This window comes from Pseudomonas sp. Y5-11 (genome assembly GCF_022368695.1).
Taxonomy (GTDB): domain Bacteria; phylum Pseudomonadota; class Gammaproteobacteria; order Pseudomonadales; family Pseudomonadaceae; genus Aquipseudomonas; species Aquipseudomonas parakoreensis.
Genome location: NZ_CP058974.1, coordinates 662,567 through 678,109 on the forward strand (window position 1 = coordinate 662,567; position 15,543 = coordinate 678,109).

Annotated in this window: 11 protein-coding genes; all 11 read right to left on the reverse strand. The window is 58.5% G+C overall.

What is annotated here, in order from left to right; translation table 11 throughout:
* Nucleotides 1–119: 119 nt before the first annotated feature.
* From HXW87_RS03020 to HXW87_RS03070, 11 genes are read right to left on the reverse strand one after another with little or no spacing between them, the layout of a single operon-like run.
* Nucleotides 120–977, reverse strand: coding sequence for a tetratricopeptide repeat protein (locus HXW87_RS03020; protein WP_131670748.1), 858 nt, complete (start codon nt 975–977; stop codon nt 120–122).
* Nucleotides 970–3,828, reverse strand: a complete 2,859-nt coding sequence (locus HXW87_RS03025; protein WP_239778414.1) for a hypothetical protein — start codon at nt 3,826–3,828, stop codon at nt 970–972. The genes HXW87_RS03020 and HXW87_RS03025 overlap by 8 nt, the downstream gene beginning before the upstream one ends.
* A 49-nt stretch (nt 3,829–3,877) precedes the next feature.
* Nucleotides 3,878–5,920, reverse strand: coding sequence for a type VI secretion system tip protein VgrG (locus HXW87_RS03030; RefSeq protein WP_239778415.1), 2,043 nt, complete (start codon nt 5,918–5,920; stop codon nt 3,878–3,880).
* 28 nt (nt 5,921–5,948) lie between these two features.
* A complete protein-coding gene (locus HXW87_RS03035) occupies nt 5,949–6,950 on the reverse strand; it encodes a serine/threonine-protein kinase (RefSeq protein WP_027610390.1) in 1,002 nt (333 codons plus the stop codon).
* Nucleotides 6,947–7,675, reverse strand: coding sequence for a PP2C family serine/threonine-protein phosphatase (locus HXW87_RS03040; RefSeq protein ID WP_047297296.1), 729 nt, complete (start codon nt 7,673–7,675; stop codon nt 6,947–6,949). Before HXW87_RS03040 ends, HXW87_RS03035 begins: the two co-directional genes overlap by 4 nt.
* Nucleotides 7,675–11,214 carry a type VI secretion system membrane subunit TssM gene (gene tssM, locus HXW87_RS03045; protein ID WP_239778416.1) on the reverse strand — a complete coding sequence of 1,180 codons (3,540 nt, stop codon included), beginning with the start codon at nt 11,212–11,214 and terminating at the stop codon, nt 7,675–7,677. The genes HXW87_RS03040 and tssM overlap by 1 nt, the downstream gene beginning before the upstream one ends.
* A gap of 13 nt (nt 11,215–11,227) precedes the next feature.
* Nucleotides 11,228–12,103 carry a type IVB secretion system protein IcmH/DotU gene (gene icmH / locus HXW87_RS03050; RefSeq protein WP_003229559.1) on the reverse strand — a complete coding sequence of 292 codons (876 nt, stop codon included), beginning with the start codon at nt 12,101–12,103 and terminating at the stop codon, nt 11,228–11,230.
* Between the two features lie 5 nt (nt 12,104–12,108).
* Nucleotides 12,109–13,440 (reverse strand): type VI secretion system baseplate subunit TssK, encoded by a 1,332-nt coding sequence (gene tssK, locus HXW87_RS03055; protein ID WP_007962327.1) that lies wholly within the window; start codon nt 13,438–13,440, stop codon nt 12,109–12,111.
* A gap of 2 nt (nt 13,441–13,442) precedes the next feature.
* Nucleotides 13,443–13,943 (reverse strand): type VI secretion system lipoprotein TssJ, encoded by a 501-nt coding sequence (gene tssJ, locus HXW87_RS03060; RefSeq protein WP_007962325.1) that lies wholly within the window; start codon nt 13,941–13,943, stop codon nt 13,443–13,445.
* A 5-nt stretch (nt 13,944–13,948) separates the two neighbouring features.
* A complete protein-coding gene (tagH, locus tag HXW87_RS03065; RefSeq protein ID WP_047297299.1) occupies nt 13,949–15,142 on the reverse strand; it encodes a type VI secretion system-associated FHA domain protein TagH in 1,194 nt (397 codons plus the stop codon).
* Nucleotides 15,143–15,160: 18 nt separating this feature from the next.
* Nucleotides 15,161–15,301, reverse strand: coding sequence for a hypothetical protein (locus tag HXW87_RS03070; protein ID WP_003229566.1), 141 nt, complete (start codon nt 15,299–15,301; stop codon nt 15,161–15,163).
* Nucleotides 15,302–15,543: the final 242 nt, after the last annotated feature.

Below are 15,543 nucleotides of genomic sequence, written 5' to 3' on the forward strand. Positions count from 1 at the left end.
AGACCCTGCCACACTTACTTACATAGAGCAAAACAATTCAATCCGCCTCCTTTCGCACCACTAAAACGCAGACCAATCACATCACCCTTAAAATCTCCAAACAAATAATGGCACAACAACTAATTCAAACGCCCAAAAACCCTCTCAGGAATCTTATTTACCAAACCTTTTTTTATCATTGCGTCACGATACTTGACATAATAACTCCTAGCATCTTCATGCCTACCCAGGGCCCAAAGGGAGTCGGCAGCGTTCAACTTCAATGGAATCCTATCTTCAGCAATCGGTAACAAATAATTATAAATCTGTATCGCTAAAAGATGCTCACCACCTTGGGCGAGATAGAATGCAATATCATTATACTCAGATATGTTTTTTCCAGGAGGATAGCACGCAAAATAAGAGGGAGCCCCCATAAAAAAAGAGTCCTTAAGCGTATTCGCCCGCGAGTCTTTTTCAGTCAAGCCAATCGTTTCAGAAATTAGTTTTCTCGGAGGAACCCCCCCTTTTGAAAACTCAAAAAACTCTCCCTGAGAACTCTTCCATTTATTACCTACCCACTGACCATCGCACTGTTGTACCGCGCCAATATTTTCTACACACCCAGTTTCCAGCGAAACCATATCGCAATATGCCTGCGAAGAGACAATTTCATTTCCGTCCCCATCAACCATTTCCGCTGCATTAGTTCGCTGAACTACCACATACTTCTTATCAGCTGACAAACGGTTTATATCTGAACTTGCTACAACCCCCTCCTCGAAACCTTCTAATTTTTTCGGTAACGAATACAAACTAAATCTATATTTCTCGCTTCGATATTGAACATCACCCCACCCTCCAAAATCCTCATTATACTTATCAAAAATTAAAGAACTTTCGTTATAGCCGATAATTTTTAACGGCTGAGCATCAGCATAGCTTACCCCAGCAAGCGAAGCCGAAAATAAAATCAAGAGATAATATCTATTAAACATTTACCGCCGCCTTTAGCTTCGTATATCTAACATTAGGAGTTGTCATCCCGGTACGACCCGGGCCGTAAATATCAGTGATTTTCCGCTCATAATTAGCGTGACTACTCCCCCATGTACTTACATTCTTACTGACAGTGGGGTTTTCTAAGAAAAATCTATCTAAAGCGTTCTTAAGATTCTCCGCTACGTTACCAGGGCGGTTAACGTGTTCATCCAGAACCGTAGCCTGTCCGAGAGTCGATAAAAACAATTGGCCAACTGTAAAGTCGTAAGAGTTTGGTTTTTTTGACTGCAGCTCTTTCAAACGCTTTATAAAATCTGAAATCTGAAGTTCCACAAAGGAAGGAGACCCCACTGCACAAGCCAATGCAGAGACGGGCTTACATTGAATAACATTTCCAAATGTTGACTCTCCGCATCCGACTCTCAATTTGCTTTTTAATTCAGCACGCTCAAGCTTTTCGCCATTGGCGAATTCAGGATCCTTGTAATACATTTTCGGTTTATCAGAGCTCAAATCCAGATACCATCCTTGATTCTCAAAAAGCTCAGCAAATTCATCAGGATACTGTTCTTTAAAGGATTTCACTTGAATTGGAAGTTCACCTGCACCCTGAGGGTTCACAGTTTTCTGCATCGCACCTGCAGAAATTAGTTCACTATCATAAGACTGAACTGTATTGATCTTCCCCTCATTTTCACACATAACGGCAATAACTTTCTTTTCAAAAGCCGTCACTTTACCAGCTGCTTCAAAATCAGCCCACTGAGGTACATCCCCTAGTTTTACCTCTCCCCACACTACAGGTCCGTAATGAGAGCCCCAGCGGGTAACCTTGACAACAACGTTACAGTTACACTGTTTTTTGTTGTTAAAGTTTCCTACCACCCCAACGGGATGCATATGCCAAACTTTACCGTCTGGGCTCAATGCCTCCTTCGTAGCAACTTCTCCCCACCACGACATCTCCTTGATTCGTTTCTTTTGCGCGACCCAATTTAAATTAGGTACATCTTCTGAATGCCCCATTAATCCATCCAATGTATCCCATTTGGCCGCATCATAGAACCACTCACTTTCATACTTAGTAACAAGCTGCGATATGGATTGCGCAAACCAAGGTTTTGCAAGTGCCACCTGTATTTCCGTAGTTGTCAGCTTATCATTCTTGTCTGTATCAATAATGTCGTACAAACCTTCCTTTACCGGCCTTTTAGTCGACTTGCTGGCCATCGGGACAAAAGTAGCCTTCTCTTCTTCGGTAAGAAGATCACGGTCATGTAGAAATGAGGATAGATGTTCAGCGTTACTACCATTTTCTTCGATGAATTGGAATCCCTCCCAGTCCCATGGATTGTGGCGGGTGGTAATCAGATCTTTCTCGCCAAGCCATCCATTAATCGGATTCCCATGCGCGTCGCCCAGAACCCCCTCAAGATGCCACCAACGAGTAGTGTTTGACGGAGCAGGACTTGAACCCACCCCAGGAGTTGTTACCGACTGCTTGATTTTTTTTGCAGCCGGCAACGCCTCTAGCACGCCAAGTGGAATAATCAAATCATATCCAATTACTACACCGGCATCGCTCACTTGTGGTGGGTTAGTCGCGTTGATATCTGGGCGATGGGTAATTAACTTCGTACCTTTATAAATTTTTAAAAGGCTTTTTTGATCCGCAGGCAAGGCAGCGGATCTATCTCGACTAAGAGAAACAAAGTTCTCAATATCTTCGCATGTAAAAACCTCTACATGGACCAAGTTACGAGCCGCTCCCTCATCGTGTTCCTGATAATGGCCGGCAAAACCCACCAACGCTCCAGCCTTAATAGCTACTGGATTATCGAGCAGAACAACCTTTCCCAGATCTTTGGGTTCGGTCTTGGTCTCAAGTGAAGGAAACCAAACATAACCGCCAACATTTCCGTTCTCATCAGCGGCAAGTGCGGGGATCGGTGCTCCACCCACGACCTTTACGAGTTTCCGATAGTTTCCAACTGCTCCCTCTTGGCTAATCTCAATTTGAGTGCCAGCGGGCAGTATCGACATAACCTCACCGGTAGTCGAACCGGTCCTACGCACTCTCAAACCCTTGGCTTGATTAGCAGGAATATTTTTCGCTAGCTCGCCAATCAGGTACTCATTTACGCCTTTACTGTTCATTTGGGCTTTGAATACCCACCCGCCTATAGCTGCGGATTGGTCAGCCTCTGGCGCCACACTGACAACTTTTAGCCATTTTCCATCTGTACTCGCGACTCCCGTTGTAACCGTGGTGCCACGGGGCAATGTAGTCAGAATATTGGTATAGCCCGCTGTCCCTGGGAGATCGGCGCGTACGTTCAAACCCTCGACGGGATCACTCACACTCGCTTTTACCTGATAGCCACCATTAACCCAGTACGAAGGCCGTTCCAACATGGGTGTTTTCGTTCTGTAGCCTTCCATGTCCAACAGATGCATATAGAGACTATAAAACGTCAATATCGGGCCCGCAGCCTGAGCGGCGCCCGAGTCGGCTGAAGGTGTAGGGGAAGCGGGCACCTCCAAGTGATGCTTTACCAGCACGAAGCCTGTCGAAGCAAAAGCGGTGCGATCCGTATATACCGTGGCCGGATAGGTGTCATCGATACGATAGGCAACTACTTGCCCATCAGCGATACAGCGTACCTCGCTCTGTGCAGAGACTAATCCGGAAGCCTCATCAAAATGCACGCCTCCATGCCACAAGCCATTGCTGCCAAGTGGGTAATAACCATCCTGCGCCTTCGCCAAGGCAGCGTAATACCGCTGTGGATCTGTGCCACCCGCACCATCTATCTTTAGCGGGTAAGACCACTTTTTAACTTTCACTGGCTCTGTCATTTGTACTTTTACCTAATCCTTTTTGATCCGTTGGCGGTCAACCAGAGAACCTGATCATTCGCATTGGTCGAAGGTCAGCTTTCTGAGGCACCGCATTCCCCAACGCCTGATCCATCAAACTCCCCGCCTTATCCTTATCCGCCGCCCCCGGCAGTACCGGCGGTTTAATCCCGATCCCAGTCCCACTCCCCGGCGAGCCACCCGCATTAATCTTCACCACCGGCCCAACCACCGTAACCCCACCGCCATCCAGCTTGATAAAGCTCCCACCCCCCAGGATGGTCAGCTCTGTCCCCGCCTCGATAACAATCTTGTCCCCAGCCTTGAGATGAATCTCTTTGCCCACGCTGGTCAGCTGCGCCGTACCCAGCTTCACATGCTGGTTCTGCCCAACCGTCAGGTGATCATCCAGCTTCGCTTCAATCTTGCGATCGCTGATGGTGGTGCGGTGTTCTTCGGCCTTGAGCTCGGTGTAGGTGTTCTTCACCACAGTGTCGTGGCGTTCATTGCCGACGCGGATTTTCTGGTCGTGCTCGATGTTTTCGTCCCAATCGCGCTGGGCGTGGATGAAGATTTGTTCGGCGCCCTTTTTGTCTTCGATGCGCAGTTCGTTGTAACCGCCGCCGCCCGGGGAGCTGAGGGTTTTGAAGACGCTGCGGGTTTTGTTCGCCGGCAGGGCGTACGGCACCGGGTTTTCCTTGTGGTACAGGCAGCCGGTGACGAGGGGTTGGTCGGGGTCGCCTTCGAGGAAGGTGACGAGGACTTCCATGCCGATGCGTGGGATGGAAATGGCGCCGTAGCGGTCGCCGGCCCAGGAGCTGGAGACGCGCAGCCAGCAGCTGGTTTTGTCGTCGGCCAGGCCTTCGCGGTCCCAGTGGAATTGCACTTTGATGCGGCCGTATTGGTCGCAGTGGATTTCTTCGCCTTTGGGGCCGGTGACCATGGCGGTCTGGCTGCCGAGCACGCGCGGTTTCGGGTGTTCGAGGGCCGGGCGGTAGAACACGTCCCACGGGGTGGCGAGGAAGGTGTTGCGGTAGCCCTGGTGGAAGTCGTCCTTGTTGTCGGTGGTGTCGCTGGTCACGCCTTCTTCGAGGACTTGCGGTTGTTTGCCTTCGTGGAAGATTTCGGTGAGCAGCCACAGGTCGTTCCACTCGCTGCGCGGGTGGTCGGACATGGCCATGAAGTGGCCGCTGACCAGTTTGGTCTGGTCGCCGCGACCTTCGGCCTGGCGGTAGTCGGCGCGGTGGCGTTCGAGGGCACGCTGGCTGAGGAACTTGCCGCGCGCGCGGTCGATGAAGCGGCCCGGGTAGTCGTAGTCTTCCAGATCCGGTTCAGTGCTTTCGCCATCGGGTTTGTACGCCGCTTCCATTTGCAGGCGCGGTTTTTCGAAGTCGTAATCGCGGCGCGTGGTGCGGCTGGTGCGGGTTTCCAGGCGCAGTTTGAAGCCTTTGATCACCGGCTCTTCAGCGACCATGCCGCTGCCCTGCACGTACGCGGTCGGCTGGCCGAGGTCGGGGAACACGGTCTGGTCGTCGCCGAACACCAGCAGGTGGGCTTTTTCGCTGTGCTGGAAGTGGTAGTGAATACCCTCCTCTTCGCACAGGCGCTGGACGAAGTGCAGATCGGTTTCGTCGTACTGCACGCAGTAGTCGCGATCCGGGCACGGCTGGCTCAGCTGGAAGCTGTAGGCGTTGCCCTTGATCCCGTGTTCGTCGAGGATCAGCGCGATGATTTTCGGCGCCGACATCTGCTGGTAGATGCGCTGGTTGGTGCGGTGATGCAGGTATTGCAGTTGCGGCACCAGCGAGACCTTGTAGCGGGTCAGGCGCTTGCCGGCATCGCCCTGGGCGACGCGGTAGATCTGGCCGTGAATGCCCGAGCCCTGTGGATCGAATGCGAGGAACGCCTGCTTGTGCAGGAGTTTTTCCAGGTCCAGATCGGGGTTTTCGCTGACCAGTTCGAGGTCGAAACGAAACGGCTGGCTGATGCCTTCGGTGCCGGTGAACGACAGCACTTGCAGGTCGCCCACGTAGTCTTCGACCTTGAGGCTGAAGTGGGTTTCGTTAGCTGGGTTGAACATAAAGTGCTCCCTGTTCGAATGTCGTCCGTTACGCCCGAAGTCGCAACCGTTGCAGCCAGGACGAAGTGGCGCCCAAGGCGTCACGCAATTGATCGGCAGTGATGGTGCGTTCTGCCGCATTGAAGCTCAGCGCGGTTCGCAGCGCTGGCCAGCCGTGTTTCGGTAAGTTCGCCGGGGCTTGCAGCTCGCGCTCCAGGTGCTCGTCGCGGGCCTGGGTCGAGGGCAAGCGGCGGAACGGGTGTTTGCCGCTCGCCAGTTCATAGATCACGCAGGCCACGCCGTACACGTCCGCGCTGGCCGACAACGGTTGGCCCTCAAGCAGTTCGGGGGCGGCGTAGCCCGGGGTCCAGGCGTTGAAACGCTCGCGGCTCAGGTGTGGCAGACCGGGCAGTACGCCCTCGTCTGCCTGGCCGAGACCGAAGTCGAACAGGCGCAGGCCGTCTTCGCTGAGCATGACGTTGCTCGGTTTCATGTCACCGTGCAGCACGCCGCGACGGTGTGCATAAGCCAGCGTATCGAGCAGCGGCAGCGCGATGTCGCGCGTTTCTTTCCACGGCAGGCCCAGCGGCCGCTCGCAGAGCAGTTTGTCCAGGGTCAGGCCACGCATGTATTCCATGGTGATGAAGGCCCGCTGGCAGTCGGTGTCGACTTCAAAAGTGTGTGCACGCACGACGTTGTCGTGGCGCAGGCGTCGGGTCAGGGCGAACTCGCTGTAGAGCAAGGCACTGGCGTCCGGCGATTCGGCAAATTCTTCGCTGAGGATTTTCAGCGCAATGTAAGGGTCGGGGTCGCCGAACTGCTCGTGCAGCAGATCCCGCGCCCGATAGACCGCACCCATGCCGCCCGCCCCGAGCAGACGCTCGAGGTGGTAGCGGCCGGCGAGTACGTCCGGCAATGCACCGATGCTGGCCTTGGTCGGCGCCAGCAACGGCTCGGCGTTGTTTGCCTTGGCGAAGGCGAAGTAGGTCAGGTTGCTGGCCTGCTCTTCGCTCATCAGCAAGTCATCGACTGAAGATTCGATTTCAGTCATTGGCGGATCACCACGGCAGTCAGGTTGTCCCGGGCGGCGCCACGCAGGGCGCCGTCGAACAGACGTTCCAGCGCCACATGCGGCGCGCTGAGGCTGAGGGCGTTGCCCAGGGCATCGCTGCTCAGCCCCTGATACAAACCATCGCTGCACAACAAAAACGCATCGCCCGGATAGACCTCGAGTTCGAGGACGTCCAGGGTCAGCTGTTCGGCTGCACCGACGGCTCGGGTCAAGGCCTGAGCCGCCGGGTGCGCTGCGGCCTGTTCGACGCTCATCTGTTGCTCGTCGATCAGTTGCTGTTGCAGCGAATGGTCTTTGGACAGCTGATACAGCCGCTGCCCACGCCACAGGTAACAACGGCTGTCGCCGGCCCAGATGCAGGCCGCGCGATTACCTTCCACCAGCAGCGCCACGACGGTGCTGCCCATGATGCTGTCGTGGCGTCCGGCGGTGACCGTCAACTCCTGCCCCAAACGCCGGTTCAGCCAGTGCAGGCACTGGCGGATGGCTTTGAGGCGTTCGTCGAAGTCCTCGTGCTGCGGCAGTTCAGCCAGGCTGGCGACGATCAACTGGCTGGCGATGTCGCCACCCTGATGACCGCCCATGCCGTCCGCGACCACCCACAGCCCCTGCTGTGGCGAGTCGAGGAAGGCATCTTCGTTGCGCGCCCGCACCTTGCCCGGGTCGGTACGCGCCGCGCTGCGCCAGGGACTGGCCACCAGCATCAGAGCTGCACCGGCATACGGAAGGTGCGCAGCACGCCCATGTCGAACGGGTTCGGCGTGCGCTGGCTGGTCAGCAGGTAGTTGGCGCGCAGGCCACCCACGTCGGCTTTCAGCACCAGCACGTCGCGACCGGTCAGGTACTCGGTCTGCATCAGGTCGAAAAGACGGAACAGCGACCATGGGCCGGAGTTCTTCTCGATACCGATCGGCCGCCCGGCCATCTTGTCCATCACCAGGCTGGTGCGACCGTCTTCAGCATCGGTCGGCCACTTGAACGTCATCGGCAGGATCGGACCGTGGCGGTATTCCATGGTCTTGTCGCCGAACTTGAACTCGGAACGGCTCACCGCCGGGTCGAGGGTGTACGGCTCCAGTTTGAACTGCACGGTCGGCTCGGCCGGGTTGATCGAGAAGAAGCTCTGACGAATCGTCAAGGCTGCTGCCATCTGGTCGAGATACATCTTCGATACCGGCAGGCTGTGACCGTCGACGCTGCGCATCCGGTAGTTGCCCGGATCGCCGCTGACGAACGGACGCATGTAGCTGTCGAAGAAGCGGTCGACCGTACCTTGAGCGCGGAAGAACTCGCGGAAGTCGCTGATCGCCACGTCGCTGGTGCTGCTGGCGCTGAACGGATAACGCTTGCTGATGGTTTTGCCATACACGCTGTACAGCTCGTTCTGATAACGGCCGTTCAGGTATTGGTAAGCATCGTTGAGCACCAGGCGCCACGAATCTTCAGCCAGCACGTTGAACCACACGCTCAGTGGACGCGGCAGACGACCCGAGGCCGCGCGCAGGTTGGTCAGCGCATCACGCTGGCCGCTCATGCGGGTTTTCGCCATTTCGAACGCGGCTTGTTCCGGTGTGCTGGAACGGGCCAGACCGGACAGTTGCAGTTGCAGGTCGTTGAGGGCGCTGATGGCCGGGGTCAGGTCAGCGGCCGGGCCGTTGTTGTCATCGAGCAAACGGTGCAGCGGCTCGAAGCGGCGTTGCAGCGACTTCTTCGCGGTGTCCGGCAGGCTTTTCGCCACGGCCATCGCCGACGCCTTGTCCGCCACGGCAGACGCCAGTTTGCCGACCTTGCCCAGTTTGCCCTTCTGCCCTGCCAGTGCATCGGCGGCATCACCGGCTTCGTCCACCGGATCGGCGGCGGCCGGGAAGCGCGTGTTCTCGCGCACTTCAGTGAGCAATGCCAGCACCGGCGAGTTGGCCGAGGTCAGGCCCGCCAGTTGCTCGGCGCCTTCACCGGCGTCGCTGATCGGCGGCAAGGCCACCTGGCCAACGGCTTCGCTCCAGTAGTTGGCGTAGTCGCGGAAATACAGCTGCTCCAGCTCAACCATCAGGCGACGCAAGTCCATGTCGCTGATGCCCGCGCCTTCGCCCAGCACCCAGTTGTCACGCAGGATGTCGGTGACCAGCGCCGAGCCCTGCACCGAGAAGTACTGCTGATAACCCTGCTGGGTGTAGAAGCCCGGGATCACGTATTCGGTGCCGATGAACAGCGAGCCCTGCGGGCCGAGGTGTTGGCTGAAACGGTATTCCGGCAGGTTGCGCGCCTGCTCGCGGAGCATGCGGTAGACCACGGTGGCCAGCGATTCGGCGCGCAGCACCTGACGTGCCTGAGTCACCAGTTGATCGTTCAGCGGGTAGATGAACGGCTGCTTCAGCAAGCGCTCAAGGTGAGTGTTCAGACCATTCTGCACCGCGGTGTTGCCGGTGTAGCGCTGCGACCAGTCAGTGGCGACCCAGTCCTTGAGCCACGCCGCGTCGCGACGGTCTTTCATGTTCAGCATCAGGTACGCACGCAGGCTGTTGAGCAGCTTGTCGCGGTCCTTCATGTTGGCGCGAATCTGCCCTTCGAGCATCGTCGCGACCCGTGGCAGCAATTGCGCTTCGAGCTCATGCTCGTAGGCTTGCTTGACCACCGGATTGACGTCTTCGCCCTGATACAGACCGCCACGCTCGTGGTACGAGACGTCGCCCTTCTTCGGGAACACCTGAGTCGCGGCGTAGCTGGTGTCGAGGGTTTTCAGCACGCCCATCGCATCATCACGCGGGGTCAGCGCCGAACGCTGCTGAGTCCAGTTCTGCGCCAGCGTGCGCAGGTTTTCCAGACGCTCATAGTTGGCCGAGAAACCACCGGCCCAGAGCATACCGAACAGCGCCAGTGCCGCCAGTGCGCCAACGTACAACGCACGCTGCCCCCAGTGGATGCGGCTGCGCTCGCGCTTGTCGAGACCGGCCAGATCCGACTCGGGGAAAATCACCCGGCTGAACAGATGATGGATGAAGCGCGAACGGCCACTGCGCAGGGTCGGCAGCACGCCGGCACTCATGCCGAGGCTGGCGCCGATGCCGGCGGTGGTCGCGTCCATTTCCTGGGTCAGGTGCGGAGCACTGGTCAGATAGAAACCGCGCAGCAGCGACGCACGCTGATAACGGTTGCCGGTGAACGCCATGTCGACGAACAGGCACAGGCGCTCGCCGATCTGCCCCAGTTGATGCGGGAAGTCGAGGATGCGGCCACGGCGCTGGGTATCGCGCTCGGAGTGCATGCGCATGATCACCTGATTGTTCAGGCGCCGCAGCAGCTCTTCGAACTCGCCGCGCAGGACCGCGACGTCGGTGCCGACCTGATCCTTGCGGAAACTGGTACCCAGCACCTGATCGCTTTCTTCGCGGGTCAGTTGATCGAAGAACTCGTCGAAGCCGAGCAGCTTGTCCGCCTTGCTCAGCACCAGATACACCGGCACATCGACGTGCAGTTTCTGATAGACGTCTTGCAGACGGCCGCGCACCTGGCGCGCCAGGGTGTCGATGTCCTGCTCGCTGCCACCGATCAGGGATTCCACCGGAATGGTCACCAGCACACCGTTCAACGGACGCCCGCGACGACGCTTGCGCAGCAGTTCGAGCAAGGTGGTCCAGGCACTGCCGTCGACTTCCGCGTCCGGCTGGGTGGTGTAACGTCCGGCGGTGTCGATCAGCACGCCGTGGTCGGCGAAATACCAGTCGCAATGACGGGTGCCGAGGGTGTCACGGGTCAGCTTGCGGTCGATCTTGTTGATCGGGAATTCCAGCCCGGAGAAGTCCAGCAGGCTGGTCTTGCCGGAGGCCTGCGGACCAATCAGCAGGTACCACGGCAAATCGTTGCGCCAGCGCTCGCTGCGGCCGCGATACAGGCTCGAAGTCTTCAGGGTTTTCAGCGCGTCCTTGAAGCGCGCCTTCAACTCTTTCTGTTCTTCTTCGATCAGCTCGTCACGACGGATGCGATCCTGGCCGTCTTCGGTTTCTTCGATGGCTTTCTTGCGGATGCCCGCGCGCCAGCTGACGAAGACCATGGTCAGGCCCCAGATCAGGAACAGCACGGCGATGGTCAGCAAGCGAGAGGTCGAGCTCTCCCAGAACTTGTAGTCATCCACCGCCAACAACGGGCCGACGAACCACACCAGCAGCGCCACGAACAGCACCAGCAGCAGAGTCCAGACCCAGGTCTGGCGCAGGAAGGCGCCGACTTTCTTGAAAAACTTTTTCATCACACGTCCCTGTTTACGGCTGCGACTGCGGTTGCACCGCGGCCGGATCAAGCGGCTGATAAGGTTGCAGAACGGTGTCGCGCTGCTCGCCCAGGACCCAGGCGAAGCCCGAATACATCACCACCAGGCAGACCAGCGTGAACAGCACCACCATCCACGCCGGCACGATGCGCACCAGGTTGCGGCGCTGATCGTTGAGGCCTTCCCAGTGCGGCGACAACTCGCGCGGCACGTCGCCACGCAACTGACGGATCTGCCGGTACAGGGCGTCGCGGATGCCTTCGAGTTCGAGCATGCCACGGGCCTGTACGCGGTACTTGCCCTCGAAACCGAGGGACAGGCACAGGTACATCAGCTCAAGCATCGGCAGGTGTTTGACCGGGTTCTTCGACAGCCGGTCGAGCAGCTGGAAGAACTTCTCGCCACCGAAGGTCTCGTTGTGGAAGCTGCTGAGCAGGCTCATCTGTGACCACTCGCTTTCGTTGCCCCACGGCGTGGTCACCACAGCTTCGTCGACCACCGTGCAGAGCACGTAACGCGCGGCCATCACCTGGCTGCTTTCGGCGCCGTTATGCAACGCGCGCACTTCAAACAGCTTGAGCCCGGCGGTCAGGCGCTCGTTGAGCGCGTAGAGGTCTTCGCGGGTTTCGCTGTGCTTGAGGCGCACCACTTCCGAGAGCAGTTCGGACGACGCCGCCACCAGCGAATTGAGGCTGATGTTGAACGCTTCCGCCGGGCGCAGGCGCGCGGCGTAGATCATCCGTTCTTCCAGTTGCTCGAAGCGCGGCGGCGCGGCGAAGTCGGTCAGCGGACTGGCTGCCGGTCCGTGGCCCTGACGATCGAGCAGGACGGTTTTGTCGTCCTGGTTGTAATCCGTTTCCTTGATCATGTCGGTCAGTTCCTGATGGCCCAGAATTTCAGTTCAAGCTCGGCGAATTCGCCGGACACGTGGAACGCGAAGCCGCCGGAGCGCTCGAGTTGCGCCAGGTCTTCGGAACTGAGTTCGAGGATGAAGTAGGTTTTGTTCGAGTGGAACGCGATCTGCCGCGGGGCCACCGGCAACGGTTTGACCTTGATCCCCGGCAGGTGCAGGTTGACCAGTTGGCGGATGCGCTCCACCGGGCCGACCTTGAGGTGCGCCGGCAAGCGGTGGCGCAGTTCTTCGGAGTCGCAGTTGGCACTCGCCGCCAGCACGAACGACGCCGAGCCGAGCAGTTTGTGGTCGTGCAACGGCGACACGATGATCCCGTACTGACGCGCCTGCAGGATCAGTTCGATGGCGTGCTGTTCGAGCACCATCGACAGCACCTGACGAATCGCTTCCATCAGTTTGCGGAAGCTTGCACCCTGATCGGCGTGGGAATAGCGGCTGTCCAGTCGCGGGCGTTTGCTGTCGCTGGAGAAGGTCGCCAGATCGCCGAGCATGGTCAGCAGCGTGCGATACAACTCTTCCGGATGCACCTGCTCCAGACCGAGGTAATGGCGCAGCAGCAGTTCGGTGCGGTTGATCAATTGCAGCATCATGAAGTCGCCGACTTCCGCACCGCCGACCTTGCCGTTGGAGCGGATCCGCTCGGCAATCGTGTCGCCCCGGTGGTTGAGCATGCTGATGACTTCTTTGAGGCACGACAGCAGATAACTGGACGCGTGAGCCTGGATGTAGGTCGGCACGAAATCCGGGTCGAGGCTGATCACGCCGTCGGGCGTGGTGTCGAGCACGTCGCAGATCTTCAGCTTCACGTAGGCCTGATCGCTCTGCTGCTCGCCGAGCAACAGTTTGAAGTCCGGGCGACCACAGCTGACCTGGCTGGCGGAATCGTCGCCGGCGTTGGAGTCGGCCACTTCGGCGTCGTACGCGGTGTAACGTGCGAGCACGTCGGACTGCTCCGGGCGGCGCGCTTCGATGTGGTTACCGGTGACCAGCGGCAGCGCCAGGTAAATCGGCGTGTTGCCGGTGTTCGGCGGCACATCCAGTGCCAGCGGCTCAGTGTTGCCGCCGAGTTCGAACAGGCTGCCGTCCGGCAGAATCCCCGAGGCGGCACTGATCACCAGTTTGCCCATGTTGAGGAACTGCAAGTCGATCTCCAGATTGAGGAAACCCCAGGTGTAGCCACCCAGCAACTGGGTGCGGGTTTTCATCTGGTGATCGTAATAGCGATCGTTGTGCTGGAAGTGCTGCGGCCGCAGCAGCATGCCTTCCTGCCAAATGACTTTATGGGTATTCATCTTCAGTCATCCGCCTTGGCGAGCGCTTCATGGGTGTTGCGGATCCCGGCCTGATCGAGGGTCAGATCGGCCTCGGTCAATTCCAGCGGGGTGACCTGCACGGTGTAGCGCCACTTGGTTTCCGGCAGATCACGGTACGCGGCGAGAACGCCGACGTAGCGGCTGCCCTCCTCCACGCTGAGCTTCATTTCCACGGTTTCACCCGGGCGCAGTTCGAGTTCTTCGCTGGCCACCAGATCCGGGTTGAGGGATTCCTTGGCGCGCTCGTAGAGGCTGAAGAAATCAGCGTTCTCGAAGGTCACCGGGTGCTTGAGTTCGAACAGGCGCACAACGATCGGCGAAGGACGGCCATTGAGGTCCGGGTTGAGCTGATCGCTGCCGGTCAGCTTCAGGTTGATCTTGGTCACTTTCGAGTACGGCGACAGCGACGAGCAACCGGCGAGCAGCACCAGCACGGTGAGCGCAGTCAGCGTCTTGAAAAAAGCGGTCGAGCGGCGAGACATGCGCATCATCCTTGGTGGTCGGTGTGTAGGGTAGAAATCAGGCGGATCTGTTCTTCGTAGGCCTGGGCGAAGTCGCGGGCCAGCAGACGCTCGCTCCAGTCATCGTCCTGACGCAGGGCCTGGTGGTAACGGCCGAACGCTCTCCAGCGTCCGCCGGAGGTGGCGATCAACGGCTTGTTGTCGCGTTCGAAACGCAGGGTCAGTTGTTCTGGCGAGAAGTGCTCGAGGGTGCCGCGTACGGCGGCGCGGCTGGCGGTGAGCAAGGCCACCTGATGCGCCTGCAGATCGCGGAACGCGCGGGAAATCGCCTGCTCGGCCGGCAGGTGCCCGGGCTTGTGCGGCTGCAACAGAATCTCCAGCGCTTCGCTCGGATCGACGGCGAACTTCAGCGGGTTCTTGTTGGTGCCTTGCACGGTGGTCTGGGCCAGACGCAGTTCGTTTTTCAGCTCCGAACGGGTGCGCAGGCTCTGCTGCAGTCCGCCGATGCTCTGACGCAGCAGCCGCGCGGCGTTCAGCGCCAGAGCTTCGCGGGCGTCGTGATCAAGGCCTTTGAGATCCACGCCCAGCGCCGCGCCGAAATGCTCCCAGAAACCCTCGCTCTGACGCTCGACGGCTTTCGGGGCCGGAGCAGGCTCGGGTTCAACCGGGGCGACCAGCTCGGGCACCATCAGGCTTTCCATGTCGATGCGTGCATAGTCGGCACGCTGACGGGAGTCCTCGGGCTTGGCGGTCGGCGCCAACAGTTCGTCGATTTCCGAATAGACGCGCTCTTGCTGTTCGATCGCGTTCAGCGGATCAAGGTCGAGGAAGGCGTCGTCCGGAATGATGCTGCCGGCGGCACGCGGACGGCCGACTTCACCGTCGAAGGTCGCCGGGTCACGCACCAGCCGTGCACGAATCTCGAAGTCGCCGAGCACGTAGGTGCTGCCGTGCTCGATGCGCACCGGTTCGCCCTTGTGCAGGCGAGCGCCGCTGCCGCCGTCCTGAACCCCGTTGCTGCTGGTGTCGGTGAGGAAAAACGTGCCTTCGCGGTAGCTGACAATCGCGTGGTGATTGGACAGATGACGCTTGCGGTCAGGAATGATCCAGTCGCAGTCCTCGCCCCGCCCGATCACGCCGCCGGCCTGTTTGAAGGTCTTCTGGCACAACTCGGTGGGCACGAACTGCTTGGTGTTCAGCATTTCGAAAACCAATTCCATGTTTGATGCTCCTTGCGGTCACTTGCCGCGATTGACCGCTTGCGGATCACCCAACGGGCGATAGTCGTTGTCGTTGAATTTGTAATTGCCGCTGCAGCCGCCAAGGCCGCATAGAACGACGAGGGTCAGCAGGACAGCGTGCCAGTGACGAACAGACATCAGAGGGTCTCCAGGGGTAGACAAAGCACAAAGCGCCGACCCTTGCGGGCGGCGCTGAAATTAATTCTTTGAGTGGTCTCGAAGGCTCTGCATCGGGGCCTTGAGCCAGACCAGCGAGGCGTACGCACCTCCTGTGGCGAGTGAGCAACCTGTGGCGAGGGGACTTGTCCCCGATGGGCTGCGAAGCAGCCCCAAGACCTGATCACCGATTCTTGCAGGAGAGCCGCGCTTGCTCGATTACG